Origin of the sequence: Rhizobium sp. RU36D, from assembly GCF_900176345.1 — a bacterium.
Taxonomy (GTDB): Bacteria; Pseudomonadota; Alphaproteobacteria; order Rhizobiales; family Rhizobiaceae; genus Allorhizobium.
This window is the reverse complement of sequence record NZ_FWXU01000013.1, coordinates 32,892-47,882: the sequence shown is the minus strand read 5'-3', so window position 1 is coordinate 47,882 and position 14,991 is coordinate 32,892. Positions and strand designations below refer to the sequence as shown.

Here is a 14,991-nt window from a genome sequence, read left to right as displayed (position 1 = left end):
TGTTTGCGATCAGGCGGCCCATCATCACCAACCCTTCGGGCAAGTCGCGTCTTGCGTCTGCGGGCGTCGTAAAGGTTTGAAAATGATGAGCATTTCCTGCACCTTTCCTTCTACTCAGGCACAAGATGCGACTTGCAGAACTCCTATCCTGATTGAGTTTTGACCCTAGGGATCAGTGATCGAAGTGTAGCGCGATGAACGACACGCCGTCACGGGTGCCGACTCGCACCCGATCGGCCAGCCGGTGGACGAGCACCATGGAGATATTGACCATGGCGCTGTCGATCATCTCGTCATCCGCTTCCAGCAGCTGCGTGACATCAGGCGCTTCGTCGATGCCCAGTTCGATGGCTGTTCCGGTGTGCTGGATCTCCAGGTCGAAATTGAACTCGTCGAAGCGGGCCTTGACGGCAACCGGCTGGCGATCCTGACCGGACACCATGATGAGCTCGATGGTCTCCAGTGCCGCAAGGCCGGCGCGGCTGACGATTTCGCGACGGGCCGCCCATTTGCCGCCCTGCTTTTCGATGAAGTCAGTGACTTCGACAGTGGGATTGTCACCTAGCTCCGCCCGGGCCTCGATCGAGGTGCCGATGCGGAACAGCAGATTGAGCACGATGGCGCAGATGCTGGACATGACGAAGCCGCTGCCGACGAAATAGTGCAGGGATTCCGGCACGTCAGACGTGAGCTGCGGGATCAGCATGACGGCGAGCCCGAGGAACAGGGAAAGGCCGATCATGAACACGCCGCGGCTATCGATGGCGCGGGATGTGGCCAGTTCCAGGCCTGAAACCACCAGGAAGGCCGCGGCATAGACCTGGATGGCGCCGATGACGGGCGCGGGAATGAGCGTCAGCGCCAGTGTCGCCTGGGGCAGCATGGCGAAGATGACCATGGCAAGTGCGGCGACGATGCCGACCCAGCGCGACGTGGTGCCGGTGGCGTGGCTGAGACCGATATTGGCCGAGGAGGTGGAGGTCGGCGCGCCGCCCACGAGGCCGGTCAGGATATTGCCAAAGCCATGGGCCATGACGCCGCCGCTGGCGGTCTTCATGTCGGGGCGGTGCCAGTCCGCATCGTCCATGCGGTCGATGATGACGGTGCTGGCGAAGGTGTCGAACTGTTCGAGAAGCCCGACGACAAAGATGACGATGATGAGGCCGGGAGCAATCGAGAAGACAGGGGTCGGAATGTCGGGGACAGCGACGACGGGCACGGTGGCGAACAGCTCTGCACCCGACAGGCGGCCGCAAAATGCCGCAACCACGACGCCGGCGATGATGCCGCAGGCCAGGCCGAAAAGCTTCATCGCGGCATTGCCCCAGATCGACAGGGCGACGATGACCGCAAGCGTGACGCCGGCGATCAGCGCGCTGATGGGATCGATGGCATAGGCGGTGCCGAGCCCCAGGGATTGCTGGGTTGCGCCCTGAACCAGCGAAAAGCCCCCGGTGCAGACGACGACGCCGAGAACCGTGGGCGGAAACAATGGGCGCAGATAGGGCAGGAGCTTGCTGAGCGCCATGGCCGGCAGGCCGGCGGCGAGGCCGACCATCAGCATGCTGCCGAGCCCATAATCCTTGAGCGCGACGCCGACGAACGGCACCATGATCGGACCGGGGATATGGACCAGCAGGGTGCCCGAGCCCAGACGACCGCCCCAGGCCTGGAGGAAGGTGGCAATCGCCATGCCGATGATCGAACAGGTCAGGAAGATCTGGGTATCGGCGACCGAAAGGCCGCCAAGCTGGGCCGCGGCCAGCGCATAGACCGACAGGGCGATGGCCATGATGGCATGCTGGCCCGCAAGCGGCAGAAGCGCTCCGACGGGCGGCCGTTCGATGGAGGAATAAACGATCTCCGCCGGCTTGCGCCTGACGCGGTCGACGGGCAGCCTGAGGGATTTCAGGTTGGAAAGCGAAAAAGTCATCAAGGTCTGATCATTCTGAGGGCGCCGGCCCAAACCCAAAAGTCTGGTCCAACGAGAGACGTGAGCGTGGAGAGGTTGTCAATCACCTGCAAGCCTAGCAGATCAATCTCCTACGGCCAAATCTGGGGACATCACTGAATCCAGATGCCCGCAATTTTTTGTGAACGCCAGTGTTTATTTTTCATGGTATAGCTCTAGGACCGCTTGAAGAACGGCGGTACGGCAAGCATTTCCAGGATACCGTGACCCTCCAGTCCGGGCATACCCGCAAGGGATCGAGGGCCGACCGTGCTTCCCACGGCCGGCCCTTTCGATTTTTTGGACACCTGTTTTTTCGCATATCTTTGTCCCAAAACCGCTACGCACTTTTGGGAGACATGCGCTAGATCAGTTGCACTTGTCGGCAGGCGCCTCGTCAAACTTGGTCCACTGGCCGCCCTTGATCTCAATGATGTAGCCCGGCAGTTCGGCATCGTGGCCGACGAAGCACAGGTTGTCGCCGAGAATGCCGCTGAAGGTGACGCCTTCCATGCCCTTGGCGACCGCCTCGCGCTCGGCTTCCAGCTTGGACGGATCGCCCGTGACGCCGGCCTTTTCCATGACCTGCTTCATCAGGAACAGGGCATCATAGGTCTGGGCATCAGAATGGTGGGCGCCGAGCTTGTGGATGCCGCGCTTCTTGGTCTCTTCCAGATACTTGGCATCGAAGGCCATGGATTTGTCGGTGCGGCCCTTCCAGAAGCCGGCCACCATCATGGTGCCCTCGCCTTCCGGTCCGAACAGCTCCACGACGGTCGGATCGGCGAAGATCTGCGAGCCGATGATGCGGCCCTTGTAGCCCTGGCGGCGCAATTCCTTGATGACCTTGGAGGCCGATTCCTGCAGGCCGGCAATGGCCACCATGTCGGGATTGGACTGCAGGATCTTGGCGGCCTGGGCCGACATGTCGAAGCTCTTGTACTGCACCGCGATCGGCTCGCCATGCTTGATGCCGAACTTGGCGAAGATCGCAGGATAGAGCTTGGTGCCAGAGGCGTTGGAGACGGCCTCTTCCGAGATATAGACGATCTCGGCGGTGTCCATCTTGATGCCATGCGCCTTCATGCTGGTCAAAAGGCGGGTGAACTGCTTGGGCTCGTCTTCCGTCAGGCGCCAGGCATAGGCGCGATTGTCGGTGAGGCCCGGAGCCGAGGCCGCATTCGGGATCATCAGCACCTTCAGGCGGTCGGCGTCGTTGAAGGCGACGGCCGATTCACCTGATGAGAACGGTCCGAGGATCGCCAGCACGCCATCGTCCTGCACCAGCTTGCGCGTACCAACGGCCGCCTGCTTGGGATCCGAGCCGGTGTCGAAGCGGATGAGTTCGACCTTCTTGCCGTTGATGCCGCCGGCGGCGTTGATTTCGGCAACGGCGATATCGGCAGCGACGACAGCGGGCTCGCCGACGCTCTTCAGCGGGCCGGCGGTGGCGACGATATTGCCGATCTTGATGGTATTTTCGGCGTGGAGCGGCCCTGCGAGAAACATCGGCAAGGCAAGCGTGGCAAGAAGTCTGGCTGTGCGTTTCATGGGCAGTCTCCGTTGGTGATGACTCAGAGGGTTTGATGTGAGGAGGTTGCGGCGGGCGCATGCCCACCAAGATAGGCTTCGGCCAGGGCCGCATTGCCCGCCAGCGCCTCGGCCGTATCGGCCATGACGACGCTGCCGAGTTCCAGCACATAGCCGCGGCTTGCGGTTTCCAGCGCCATGCCGGTGTTCTGCTCGACCAGCAGGATGCTGATGCCATCGGCATTCATCTCGCGGATCAGGTCGAACAGGTGGTTGACGAAGAGCGGCGACAGGCCGAGCGATGGCTCGTCCAGCATGATCAGGCGCGGACGGCCCAGCATGGCCCGGCCGATCGCCAGCATCTGCTGCTCGCCGCCGGACAACACGCTGGCCTTCATGCCACGCCGCTGGCCGAGATTGGGAAAGCGCTGATAGATCGCGTCGATATCGCGCGCCACCTGGCCGTCGCGCCTGAGATAGGCGCCCATCAGCAGGTTTTCCTCGACCGTCATGGAGACGAAGATCTGCCGCCCCTCCGGCACCAGCATCATGCCGGCACGGACGCGATCAGCCGGCTGGAACGCGGTGATGTCGCGGCCGGCAAAACGGATGGTGCCCGAGGTGGGCGCGACAGCGCCCTGCAACGCTTTCAGAAGCGTGGTCTTGCCGGCGCCGTTGGCGCCGAGCACGGTGACGATCTCTCCCTCGGCCAGCGTCAGGTCGACCGACTTGACCGCATGGGTGCGGCCGTAGCGCACATTGAGGCCGGAGACTTCAAGCAACATGACCGGCCTCCTTCTGGCGGCGTGGCGCCTCAGTTCCGGCATGTCGCGGACCGAGATAGGCCTCCAGCACATCGGGATTTTCGTGAACCGTCGCGGTCGGGCCGTCATAGATCTTGGCGCCGAAATTCAGCACGACGGCATGATCGCAGAGCCGGCGCACCAGGCCCATGTCGTGCTCGACGATCAGAAGCGTTGTGCCTCGGGCGGAAATCTGCTCCAGGAAGGCGGTGAGATTGTCCGTCTCGGCGGCATTGAGACCGGCGGCCGGCTCGTCCAGCATCATGATCTTCGGCCGGGCCGCGAGCGCGCGGACCACCTCGATCTTCTTGCGGATGCCATAGGGCAGCGTTGCCACGACCTCGCCGCGATAGTTGTCCACGCCCATTTCCTCCAGCAGCGCTTCGGCTTCCTGGCGCCAGTGGGAGCGGGCAAAGGCCGATAGCGGCGTCAGCATGTCCAGCATGCCGGAGACGCGGCTGTGCTGGCCAAGCATGATGTTTTCGACCACCGAGAGATGCGGCATCAGCCTGATATTCTGGAAGCTGCGAGCAATCCCCATGCCGATGCGCTTGCGCGACGGCAGGGACTGCAGCGCCTGGCCTTCGAGGAGAATATCGCCTTCATCCGGCTTGTAGAAACCGGAGACGAGGTTGAAGACCGTCGTCTTGCCGGCGCCGTTGGGGCCGATCAGCGCCATGCGGGCACCCGGCGGCACGTCGAAGCTGACATCCTTGACGACGGTCAGGCCGCCGAAACGCTTGGAGACGCCCTTGAGGGAAAGAATGGGGGCAAGGCTCATGCCGGCACCTCCTTGGTGGTGGCAGAGGACCGGCGACGCTGGAACAGCCGCTCGGTCATGGTTCGCGTGATCAGCCCTTCCGGCCGGAACATCATCATCAGCACCGTAAAGACGCCGAGAATGACGAAGCGCCAGCTTTCATCGGGGGGAGAGAGATCGACATCGAGCCCGGCCAGCGCGCCGAACTGGGCTTTGAGCGCCGGCAGCAGGTTGCGCAGCAGTTCCGGCAGCATGGTGAAGAAGGTGGCGCCGGCCAGCGGCCCCCAAGCTGTCTGCGTGCCGCCCAAGAGCACGTAGAGCAGCACATAGATCGACAGCGCCGCATTGAAGCTCTGGATTTCGACATAGCTGAAGGAATGGGCATAAAGCGCGCCGGCAAGACCGGCCAGCGCACCGCCCAGCGTGAAGCTTGCCACCTGCACGCCACGGACATTGACGCCCAGGAGGTCGGTGACCGTATCGTCATCATGCACCGCGCGCATGGTCAGACCGAAACGCGTCAGCATGAGATAGAAGACACCGAGGGTCACTAGGACGGCAGCGATGACGGGCACGTGGTAATCCACATAGTCCGGCACCGAGAGACCCATGGCCCCGCCGAGGAAATCGGAATTGAGGATCGAGCCCGCCACCACCTCCGCAAAGGCAAAGGTCGCCAGCACCAGGTATACTCCCTTGGTGCGCAGCAGGGGAAAGGACATGAGGAAGCCGATGGTCCCCGTCAGCAGCATGGCCAGCGGCACGGTGAGGATGACCGGCACGCCGAAGCTTGCCGACAGAAAGGCCGCGCAATAGGCGCCGAGCGCCTGGAAGCCCGCGCCGCCCAGATTGAGCTGGCCTGACGCTACAGGCAGAAAGATTGCATAGGCCATGACGATATTGATCGAAAGCACCGTCAGGATGCCTGTCCAGTAGCCACTCATGGTCAGAGCTTCCCCTTGCCGATGGAATGATGGCCGAACAGGCCGGTCGGCCGGACAAACAGGGTGAGGAGCAGCAGGCCCCACACAGCCACCTGCACGGTATCGGCGCCGAAGAAGTGGATGGTCAGCATCTCCGTCATGCCGATGATGAGGCCGCCGGCGACGGCGCCCCAGATGGAGCCGAGCCCGCCGACCACCATGCCGGCAATGGCCTTGGAGCCGATATCCTCGCCCATGATGGGGGAGACCTCGCCGTAGTTGATGGCGAAGAGTGCGCCGGCCAGGCCGCAGAGCAGGCCGGTGGCCATGAACAGCACCGGCACAAGCCGCGTGGCCGAGATACCGAGGATATTGGCGGCATCGGGATTTTCGGCGATCGCCCTCAGGCCCCGACCGACGCGGCTATGGCGCAGCAACCAGTTCAGGCCCGCGACCATGGCGAAGACGACGACGAGGCTGAGCAGTTGCGGCACGCGCAGAAACAAGCCGCCGAGATTGACCGTCATGTCCGCCTCGGGCCCTTCGAAGCGCTGGGCCTCGGTGCCATAGCCGATGCGCACGAGATTTTCGATGACGAGCAGGAAGCCGAGCGAGCTGACAAGCGGAATGGCATGTTCGGTCGCATCGCCATATTTGGTCTTGAGAAAGCGGAAGGTGAAGCGCTCCACCAGCAGCGACGCGCCTATTGTTACGACAATTCCCAGAAGCAGCGCAGCAGGCCATGGGAGAGGCGGCGTCAACCCGAACGGCAGCCCCCAGGTGGCGGCCGCCCAACCGACCATGCCGGCCAGCATGAACAGGGTGGGAATGGTGAAATTCAGGAAATTCAACACGCCGATGGTGAGCGTGAAGGCGACGGCGACCGTCACATAAACGCTTCCCAGCATGACGCCGTTCAGGATTTGCTGCAGCAACAACATCAGTCCACTCTCCAGTTTGCCCCAGGGGCAAAGCACTTCCGGCGACCGCAGCGGGCCGCCAAATCCGCCAGGACCGGCATCGAATGAGAGGGAACGGACGCGCTTTAAGCCCGAGACAGCGCACGGTTGCGCAAGGCCTGGCTGAAGCCAGGCTCGGACGGCAGATCTGTTCCCACTCTCGACCACTCTTGCGGCGGTCTTCGATTGTCGAGCCGGTTCGGCTTCTCTTTTCTATGGTCCGCTACGGGCTCCGGGTTTCCACCTCCCCAAGCCTGCAACGGCAATATCCCGACATTTTTCAAAAAAACAGTTTGATATGTCGTAACATTATGTACACAATGCGGCGGTGTTTAACCAATGTCAAGCAGCCAGTCACGGGGAAACGAGACTTTGGCACGGAGGGGACCAAGGACGCAGACCGGCATGGCGGATGCCCCTGCCGGCGGCGCTTCCTGCGCGTCACCGCCGACCTTCCCGAGGTGACTTGGCATCCGCCGGAGAGGACCCCCATGCATTACGAATTTGTGCCGATCAGTGAACGCAAGCCACTGCGCTGGCCGGATGGCAAGCGACTTGCGATCATCCTGACCACCAATTTCGAATACTGGGATCCGGTCCGCGACACGCCCAAGCCCTATTATCCCGGCGGCCCGAGTATCGTCGGCGGCGACCTGCCCGGCAATGTCTATGACAACGCCAATTACACCTGGCGCGAATATGGCCAGCGGGTCGGCGTGTGGCGCATGTTCGACGTCTTCGACGCCGAGGGCGTGCCATCGAGTTGCACCGTCAATGCCAAGATGTGCCTGGAGCGGCCGCAGGTGGTGCAGGCGGCGCTGGACCGGAAGTGGGAAATCGTCGCCCACAACTACGTGCAGACCGAGCTGCTGACGGACAACATGTTCGACGAGGACAAGGAACGCGAGGTGATCCGCGCCACTCTGAAGGTCTATGAGGAGTTCTGCGGCTACAAGGCCAAGGGATGGCTCTCCAGCTCACTGCGCTCGACGCTCAACACCATCGATCTGCTGGCCGAGGAAGGGCTGACCTTCGTCACCGATCTCCTGAACGACGACCAGCCCTATCTGGTGAAGACCCGCAGCGGCAAGCCGATGGTCTCGATTTCCTACACATCCGAGGTCAACGACTTCAGCTTCCTGCGCCAGGGGCTGGGCGCCGAGGGCGGACTGCAGATGTTCAAGGAACAGTTCGACTGGCTCTATGCCGAAAGCGAGAAGACCGGCAAGTTCATGAATATCGGCCTGCATCCCCATGTCATCGGCCAGCCCTATCGCATCCGGGCGCTTCGGGATTTCATCCGCTATGCCAAGCAGTTCGACGATGTCTGGTTCGCGACGCGCGAGGAGATTGCCGACTGGTATCTCGCCAATCACGAAAGCCATATCCCGACGGTGAAGGCATGAGCGACATCCGCGAAACGCTTGAAAAATCCCCGCGCCATATCAGCGGATATGCCGAGGGTGCCTTCGTATCCCCCGATGGCGCGGACATAGAGGTGATCGACCCGACGACGGAGCAGACAGTGGCTGTGCTGCACGAGTCGGATGCCGAGGAGGTGGACCGGGCCGTGGCGGCGGCCCGGTCGGCCTTCGATCGGGGGCCCTGGGGCAAGGCGACCGTGGACATTCGCCAGAAGGCGCTGATGAAGATCCACGACGCCATCCTCGCCCACCTCGACGAACTGGCGGTGCTGGAAAGCATCAATACAGGGATACCGCTGAGCCAGACGCGGGGCCTGCATATTCCACGGGCCGCCTATAATTTCCGGTTCTTCGCGGAATATATCAACCAGGCCGGCGGTGAGGTTTTCACCCAGGAGCCGGGTCTGATGAGCATGGTGACCTATGAACCGATCGGCGTCTGCGGGTTGATCGGCCCCTGGAATATGCCGCTTGGCCTTACCGCCATGAAGATTGCCGGTGCGCTCGCCTTCGGCAATTGCTGCGTGGTGAAGCCCTCGGAACTGACCCCGCTCACCGTCACCCGCCTGTTCGAGATCATTGACGGCGCGCTGCCGAAGGGCGTCATCAACCTCGTGAACGGCCGCGGCCACGTGACCGGCACGGCGCTGGTCTCCCATCCCGGCATCGACATGGTGTCCTTTACCGGCGGCACGACCACGGGCGCGGCGATCCTGGGCTCGCTCGCCAAGGGCATCAAGGGTTCGGCCATGGAACTCGGCGGCAAATCCGCCAATATCATCTATGCCGATGCCGATTTCGATACGGCGCTCGATGCCGCACTGCTCTCCTCCTTCATGAACAACGGCCAGATGTGCCTGGCCGGTAGCCGCATCTTCGTGCAGCGACCGGTCGCGGACCGCTTCATGGAGGCGTTCACGGCCCGTGCCAGGGCCATGAAGGTCGGCGATCCCCTGGCTTCGGGAACCGAGATCGGCCCGATGATCAACAAGGCGCAGTTGGAGCGCATGGAGCGCTATGCCAGCAGCGGCCTGAGCGAAGGCGCAAAGCTGCTGTTCGGCGGCGCCCGACATGCCGGCTTCAACACCGGCTACTACTTCGAGCCGACGGCGATGATGGCGCCGGATAACGGGTTGGCGATCTGCCAGGAGGAGATCTTCGGTCCCTTTGCCGCCGTCCAGGTGTTCGACGACGAAGACGAGATGATAGAGCGCGCAAATGACAGCGATTTCGGCCTGGTCGGATATGTCTGGACAACCGACCTGGAGCGCGCCATGGATACCGCTGCGCGGCTGCGCACCGGCACGGTTTTGGTCAACACGCCCATCGTGCGCGACCTGCGCACCGGCTTTGGCGGCTACAAGAAATCGGGATTGGGTCGCGAGGGCGCCAAGGGCTCCCAGGCCATGTTCACCGAAATGAAGACCACCATCATTGCGCGGGAGAAGCGAAACTTCGCCCGGCTTGGCCTGGGGGCGGGCCAATGAGCGGCGGCGGTGCGGTCTATCCGTCGCTGCCCGGCCGCGTGGTGCTGGTGACGGGCGGGACGCGTGGGCTTGGACTGGAGATGGCGCTGGAACTGGCCAAAGCCGGCTGCTCCGTTGCCATCACAGGCAGCCGCGCGTCCCCAGCCCTCAATGCGGCGCGGGCTGCCCTTGAGGCAGCATCCGGCGGCAGCGACAAGGTCCTGGCGCTCGTGGCCGATGCGGCTGATGATGAGGCCTGCCAAAAGGCGGTCGCTGAGACCATCGCCACCTTCGGGCGGATCGACGTGCTGATCAACAATGCCGGCATCGGCATGCGGCTGATCAGCGAGACCTTCAACACCGAGCCGGTGAAATTCTGGCAGATCGAGCCGCAGCACTGGGCAGCGATCATCGCCACCAATGTCAACGGCGCCTTCAACATGGCGCGCGCCGCCGTGCCGCATATGATCGCCCAAGGCTTCGGCAAGGTCATCAACATCTCCACCAGCGACCAGACCATGGTGCGCAAGGGCTATGCGCCCTATGGTCCGTCCAAGGCAGCGCTGGAGGCCGCGTCGCGGGTCTGGGCCCAGGATCTCGCGGGCACAGGCGTCGACGTCAATGTCTACCTGCCGGGCGGCGCGGCCGATACCGGGCTGCTGCCGGATGGGCCGGGCAAGAAGGGTGCCGACGGCAATCTCCTGCCGGCTGCCATCATGCGCCGCGCCATCCGCTGGCTGTGCGATGACGCCTCCAACGGTGAGACTGGAGGCCGCTATATCGCGCGGCTCTGGGATGAGACGCTGCCGCCGGACGCAGCGGCGGCGGCCGCACGCTCTCCCAGCACGCCCAAGCCGGCGATCATGTGAGGCCTCAATGCTGACGCTCGGACAGGCCACGATCCGCACCATCACCGATCTCGATCCCTTCCGGTTGCCGCTACAATTCCTGTTTCCCGATGGCGACCTTGCGGCACTTGAGGCCGAGCGGTCGGTTCTCGACCCCGATCACCTGGATTTCGAGACCGGCGAAATCCTGCTGCGGGTCCAGAGCCATCTGTTGCAGGTGGGCGGGCTCAACATCCTGATCGATACCTGCGTCGGCGAGGACAAGGAGCGTCCGCGCCGGCCGGACTGGCACCGCCGGCAGGCGACCGGCTATCTCGACCGCCTGGCCTCGGCGGGGTTGCGGCCCGAAGACATCGACGTGGTACTCTGCACCCATCTCCATGCCGACCATGCCGGCTGGAATACCCGCCTCGAAAACGGTGTTTGGGTGCCGACATTTCCCAAGGCCCGTTATGTGATGGGCCGCACCGAGCATGACCATTGGAGCGCGCTGGAAGCAGCTGAGCCGGGACAACACAATCACGGGCTCTATGCCGACAGTGTCGCGCCGATCATCGCACAGGGACAAGCGGAGCTGGTGGATGACGGTTTCAGCCTGGCTGAAGGGCTGGAGATCAGGGCGCTACCCGGCCATACGCCCGGCCAGATCGGCTTATGCCTGTGCCAGGGTACCGCCGACCGCCGGATGTTGTTCTGCAGCGACGCCATGCATTCACCGGTGCAGGTCTATCAGCCGGGCTGGGCCAGCCGCTTCTGCTCCGATCCCATCAAGGCGATTGTGACCCGTCAGACCCTGCTGGACGAGGCCGCCGATGAGGGGACGCTACTGGTTCCCGCGCATCTGCGCCGCCACACCGCCATGGGTGTGAAGCGCTCGGGCGGGCGCTTTATCCCTGAATTCCTTTGATATCCTGGAGGCAATCGAGATGACACAGACTGACGCTTCACGCCATATCGCCGTACTGGGAGGTGCGGGCGGGATCGGCCGGGCTCTCGTGGCTTCGCTGACGGCCAAGGGGCACAAGGTGGCGGTGCTCGACCTGCCGCAATCGCTTGAGCGGCATCCCCTAGACGTGCCGTCGGTTCCGATCGACGTGCTGAAGGAACAGTCGATTACGGAAGCCTTTTCCGCGCTCGCCCGGGTGTTTCCGCATCTGGATGGCTTCGTCAATCTCGCGGGCTACTACAGCGGCCTCACCCCCTTGGCGGACATGTCGACCGAGCTTTTCGACGACACGCTGCAGGGCAATCTGCGCGGCGCCTTCCTGTCCGCGAGGGCCGTTCTTCCGTTGATGGCCGAAGGCTCGGCCATGGTGATGGTCTCCTCCGGCCTTGCCCAGAATATCCGGCCGGGCTACGGCCCCTATTCGGCCGCCAAGGCCGGCCTGATCGCCCTGACCAAGACCTTCGCGGTGGAGAATGCTCCGAGGGTGCGGGTCAATGCCGTGGCGCCGGGCCTGGTCGACACCGCCTTCCTGCGCGGCGGCACCGGCCGGTCGCAAGAAGACGCCGACGCGCTGATCAACATGGAAGCCTATCGCAACGCCTTGCCGATGAAGCGGCTGGCCGTGCCAAGCGACATCGTCGGCCCAATCGAATTCCTGCTGTCTCCCGACAGCAGCTACATGACCGGCCAGACCCTCTGGATCAACGGCGGCGGCTTCATGCCCTGAGGGCGCAAAAGACCCTCTCTGCCCTGCCGGGCATCTCCCCCACAAGGGGGGAGAGGACTGGCGGATACCGCTCGCAAAACACCGGCGTCAGCTAGCTGGGCGAGCGGCCGCCCCACGTCTTCTCCCCCCTTGTGGGGGAGATGCCCGGCAGGGCAGAGAGGGCATTTTCGAATCCGCCTATGCCGGTGAAAACACCTCACCCACCCCCAGCCGCTTCTGCAGGAAAACGCGGCGGCGGCCCATGGGAAAGTCAGGCAGGGTCCCAAAGGGCTCATAGCCGGCCCGCTGGTAGACGATCTCCGCCTTGGGATTGAAGGTATCGATGAAGGCGCCGTGGCAGCCGCGCTGTTGTGCTTCCTGCTCCGCGGCGGCCAGCATCCTGCCCGCCATGCCCCTGCCCCGGTGGTTCTCCGCCACCCAGAGCCATTGGACATAGAGCCAGCCCCAGGCGGTATAGCCGGCAAGACCCGAGATCAGGGCACCGGCCTCGCCATGGATCATGACGGCCAGCGGCCGGCGATTGGACGGGCCGACATCGGCCTCGTTGAAGCCGGTCAGCCCATATTCGAGCGTTTTCACGTCTTGCTGCTGCGGCGTCTCGGTGGTCGTTATGGTGAAGGTCATAAGGGGCTCCCGGCAGGCTGATGCGATGGCGCGACCGCCACCGTCTCATAGCCCTGCCGGGATGTTCCGGCCAGTCTTAACGACCGGCCTCTGTGCGCTTCATCAGGACCGGCCCGGCAAAGGCCATGACGACCAGAACAAGCCCGAGCAGCGCGATGCCGCCCTCCAGCCAATAGCCAAGCTCCGTCGTGTGCAGGGGCGCGATGGTGGCGAGACCTGTGATGGTCCACACGACGCGCAGCGGCAGGGAGAGCGGGCGCAGCGCATGCCCGACCAGGCCGCCCGTCACCAACACCAGCGCCACGACCGAACTGACCGCGACATAGGCAACTTCCCACGGCGCGCCCACCAGCAACAAGGCCGGCTTGTAGATGAACAGGAACGGCAGGATGTAGGAAATCCAGCCGAAGCGGAAGGCTTCCCAGTCGGTGCGCCCCTGGCTGGCCCCGGCAATGCTGGCAGCCGCGAAGGTGGCCATGGCGATCGGCGGGGTGATCATCGAGAGAATGCCGAAGTAAAACACGAACATATGCGCGGCAAGCGGCTCGATGCCGAGTTCCACCAGCGAAGGTGCTGCCAGCGACGCCATCAGCAGGTAGACGCCCGTTGTCGGCAGCCCCAGGCCCAGCACGATGCCGACCAGCGCGGTGATGATGAGCAGGCCAAGCATGGTCTTGCCGCCGAAATCGAGCAGGTACATCGAGAGCGTAAAGCCAAGACCGGTGATCGACAGCAGGCCGATGATCATGCCGGCCGCGGCCGTGATCAGCAACACGTCGCCCGTCGAGCGGCCGGTATCGACAAGCGCCTCGAACACCGCCCGCGGGGTCATGCCACCCCGGCCGGAGGTCGCGGCATAGGCTCCCATGGCGACGAGGATCATGACGCCGGTTGCCCAGACCGCTGCCACCTCCGGCCGCATGTTGAAGGTAAACATGCAGGCCAGCAGCACGGCGAAGGCCAGGATGGGCAGCCAGCCGCGACGCAGCACGGTGGCCATGGGAAAGCGTGCCAGGTCCGTCAGCGAACCGATGCGATCCCGTCGCGAGATGAAGTCGATCTGCACATAGATCGAGAGATAGTACAGCAGTGCCGGCAAGAGCGCCGCAAGCGCGATTTCCCGATACGGCACCTGCAGGATCTCGGCCATCAGGAAAGCGGCGGCGCCCATGATCGGCGGCATCAGCTGGCCGCCGGTGGAGGCAACCGCTTCGATGCCGCCGGCCTGGGCGGGGGTGAAGCCGGCCCGCTTCATCAGCGGTATCGTCATGATGCCGGTCGACATGACATTCGACACCGCACTTCCCGAGACGGAGCCGAACAGCGCAGACGCGGTGACCGCGACCTTGGCCGTGTTGCCGGGGCCGTTGCCGGAAACGCGGGTGGCCAGTTGCGTGAAGAAATCGCCGCCGCCGACGGACATCAAGACGCCGCCGAACAGCACGAAGATGATGACGACGAAGGCGGCGATCTGCAGGGTCTGGCCGAGCGTCGCCGAGGAATCCGTGCCGAGATAGCGCAGCAGGTCGCCCAGCGGGATCGGCCGACCGGTGAGCGCGCCGGGCACCCAGTCGCCAAACAGCGCGTAGAGAAAGATCAGGCCGAAGATGACCACCAGCGTCATGCCGACGACGCGCCGCAAGGCATCCATCACGATGAGCACGATGGCAACGCCGATGGCCAGAGCTTCGGTCTGGTGCAGGTGCGCGCCTTCCGTCAATGTCGGAAAGCGCAGGAAGATCCAGAGGCTGAGCAGCACGCTGGCAGCACCGAGAAGGTGATCGCGCAGCTTTTCCATGGCGCTCTTCTTGTCCATCTGCCTGAGATAGACGACGCCGAGCGCCGCCCCCAGCATCAGCGCAACGATCTGCTCGGGATAGATGAGCAGACCGATGCGCTGCGGCAGGGAGAGAATCCAGATGGTGGCCAGAAGCGGCACCGCCAGCGCCAGAATGGTTTCGGCCACGCGGGCCGGCGTCATGCCTGGCGTTTCGGCGGCCAGAGCCGCCCCTGTCTCTTCCATCATCGCC

Annotated in this window: 13 protein-coding genes; 5 read left to right on the top strand and 8 right to left on the bottom strand. The window is 63.7% G+C overall.

The features are described from left to right. Positions 1–172 precede the first annotated feature (172 nt). The 6 genes from B9A97_RS16660 to B9A97_RS16635 all read right to left on the bottom strand — a co-directional run bounded on the left by B9A97_RS16660 (position 173) and on the right by B9A97_RS16635 (position 6,908). The gene (locus B9A97_RS16660) at positions 173–1,933 is read right to left on the bottom strand and encodes a uracil-xanthine permease family protein (RefSeq protein WP_084366487.1); all 1,761 of its coding nucleotides are present in this window, start codon (positions 1,931–1,933) and stop codon (positions 173–175) included. A 387-nt stretch (positions 1,934–2,320) separates the two neighbouring features. Next, the gene (locus B9A97_RS16655) at positions 2,321–3,502 is read right to left on the bottom strand and encodes an ABC transporter substrate-binding protein (protein ID WP_084366486.1); all 1,182 of its coding nucleotides are present in this window, start codon (positions 3,500–3,502) and stop codon (positions 2,321–2,323) included. 23 nt (positions 3,503–3,525) lie between these two features. Further along, positions 3,526–4,266, bottom strand: coding sequence for an ABC transporter ATP-binding protein (locus tag B9A97_RS16650; RefSeq protein ID WP_179145311.1), 741 nt, complete (start codon positions 4,264–4,266; stop codon positions 3,526–3,528). Next, positions 4,256–5,065 (bottom strand): ABC transporter ATP-binding protein, encoded by an 810-nt coding sequence (locus B9A97_RS16645; protein ID WP_084366485.1) that lies wholly within the window; start codon positions 5,063–5,065, stop codon positions 4,256–4,258. The genes B9A97_RS16650 and B9A97_RS16645 overlap by 11 nt, the downstream gene beginning before the upstream one ends. After that, positions 5,062–5,988: a branched-chain amino acid ABC transporter permease gene (locus B9A97_RS16640; protein WP_084366484.1), complete on the bottom strand. Its 927-nt coding sequence runs from the start codon at positions 5,986–5,988 to the stop codon at positions 5,062–5,064. The genes B9A97_RS16645 and B9A97_RS16640 overlap by 4 nt, the downstream gene beginning before the upstream one ends. A gap of 2 nt (positions 5,989–5,990) precedes the next feature. Next, positions 5,991–6,908, bottom strand: a complete 918-nt coding sequence (locus B9A97_RS16635; RefSeq protein WP_084366483.1) for a branched-chain amino acid ABC transporter permease — start codon at positions 6,906–6,908, stop codon at positions 5,991–5,993. Positions 6,909–7,417: 509 nt separating this feature from the next. Here B9A97_RS16635 and B9A97_RS16630 point away from each other — a divergent pair. The 5 genes from B9A97_RS16630 to B9A97_RS16610 are packed head-to-tail and all read left to right on the top strand — an operon-like array spanning position 7,418 to position 12,337. After that, the gene (locus tag B9A97_RS16630; protein ID WP_084366482.1) at positions 7,418–8,332 is read left to right on the top strand and encodes a polysaccharide deacetylase family protein; all 915 of its coding nucleotides are present in this window, start codon (positions 7,418–7,420) and stop codon (positions 8,330–8,332) included. Beyond that, on the top strand, positions 8,329–9,837 hold the full coding sequence (locus B9A97_RS16625) for an aldehyde dehydrogenase (protein ID WP_084366481.1): 1,509 nt from the start codon (positions 8,329–8,331) through the stop codon (positions 9,835–9,837). Before B9A97_RS16630 ends, B9A97_RS16625 begins: the two co-directional genes overlap by 4 nt. Further along, positions 9,834–10,685 (top strand): SDR family NAD(P)-dependent oxidoreductase, encoded by an 852-nt coding sequence (locus tag B9A97_RS16620; RefSeq protein ID WP_084366480.1) that lies wholly within the window; start codon positions 9,834–9,836, stop codon positions 10,683–10,685. The genes B9A97_RS16625 and B9A97_RS16620 overlap by 4 nt, the downstream gene beginning before the upstream one ends. Positions 10,686–10,692: 7 nt before the next feature. Then, positions 10,693–11,571 (top strand): MBL fold metallo-hydrolase, encoded by an 879-nt coding sequence (locus tag B9A97_RS16615; protein ID WP_210189707.1) that lies wholly within the window; start codon positions 10,693–10,695, stop codon positions 11,569–11,571. 19 nt (positions 11,572–11,590) lie between these two features. Further along, positions 11,591–12,337, top strand: coding sequence for an SDR family NAD(P)-dependent oxidoreductase (locus tag B9A97_RS16610; RefSeq protein ID WP_084366478.1), 747 nt, complete (start codon positions 11,591–11,593; stop codon positions 12,335–12,337). 177 nt (positions 12,338–12,514) lie between these two features. Here the strand turns inward: B9A97_RS16610 and B9A97_RS16605 are convergent, their stop codons facing one another. Both B9A97_RS16605 and B9A97_RS16600 read right to left on the bottom strand, forming a co-directional pair. Further along, positions 12,515–12,961, bottom strand: coding sequence for a GNAT family N-acetyltransferase (locus tag B9A97_RS16605; protein WP_084366477.1), 447 nt, complete (start codon positions 12,959–12,961; stop codon positions 12,515–12,517). Positions 12,962–13,037: 76 nt separating this feature from the next. Next, entirely contained in the window at positions 13,038–14,987 is a 1,950-nt protein-coding gene (locus B9A97_RS16600; RefSeq protein ID WP_179145310.1) for a TRAP transporter permease, read from the bottom strand. Between the last annotated feature and the right edge of the window lie 4 nt (positions 14,988–14,991).

What these genes read in the sequence shown, in the direction of transcription:
- B9A97_RS16660 (WP_084366487.1), bottom strand. Translation starts at nt 1,933, where the DNA reads ATGACTTTTTCGCTTTCCAACCTGAAATCCCTCAGGCTGCCCGTCGAC.
- B9A97_RS16655 (WP_084366486.1), bottom strand. Translation starts at nt 3,502, where the DNA reads ATGAAACGCACAGCCAGACTTCTTGCCACGCTTGCCTTGCCGATGTTT.
- B9A97_RS16650 (WP_179145311.1), bottom strand. Translation starts at nt 4,266, where the DNA reads ATGTTGCTTGAAGTCTCCGGCCTCAATGTGCGCTACGGCCGCACCCAT.
- B9A97_RS16645 (WP_084366485.1), bottom strand. Translation starts at nt 5,065, where the DNA reads ATGAGCCTTGCCCCCATTCTTTCCCTCAAGGGCGTCTCCAAGCGTTTC.
- B9A97_RS16640 (WP_084366484.1), bottom strand. Translation starts at nt 5,988, where the DNA reads ATGAGTGGCTACTGGACAGGCATCCTGACGGTGCTTTCGATCAATATC.
- B9A97_RS16635 (WP_084366483.1), bottom strand. Translation starts at nt 6,908, where the DNA reads ATGTTGTTGCTGCAGCAAATCCTGAACGGCGTCATGCTGGGAAGCGTT.
- B9A97_RS16630 (WP_084366482.1), top strand. Translation starts at nt 7,418, where the DNA reads ATGCATTACGAATTTGTGCCGATCAGTGAACGCAAGCCACTGCGCTGG.
- B9A97_RS16625 (WP_084366481.1), top strand. Translation starts at nt 8,329, where the DNA reads ATGAGCGACATCCGCGAAACGCTTGAAAAATCCCCGCGCCATATCAGC.
- B9A97_RS16620 (WP_084366480.1), top strand. Translation starts at nt 9,834, where the DNA reads ATGAGCGGCGGCGGTGCGGTCTATCCGTCGCTGCCCGGCCGCGTGGTG.
- B9A97_RS16615 (WP_210189707.1), top strand. Translation starts at nt 10,693, where the DNA reads ATGCTGACGCTCGGACAGGCCACGATCCGCACCATCACCGATCTCGAT.
- B9A97_RS16610 (WP_084366478.1), top strand. Translation starts at nt 11,591, where the DNA reads ATGACACAGACTGACGCTTCACGCCATATCGCCGTACTGGGAGGTGCG.
- B9A97_RS16605 (WP_084366477.1), bottom strand. Translation starts at nt 12,961, where the DNA reads ATGACCTTCACCATAACGACCACCGAGACGCCGCAGCAGCAAGACGTG.
- B9A97_RS16600 (WP_179145310.1), bottom strand. Translation starts at nt 14,987, where the DNA reads ATGATGGAAGAGACAGGGGCGGCTCTGGCCGCCGAAACGCCAGGCATG.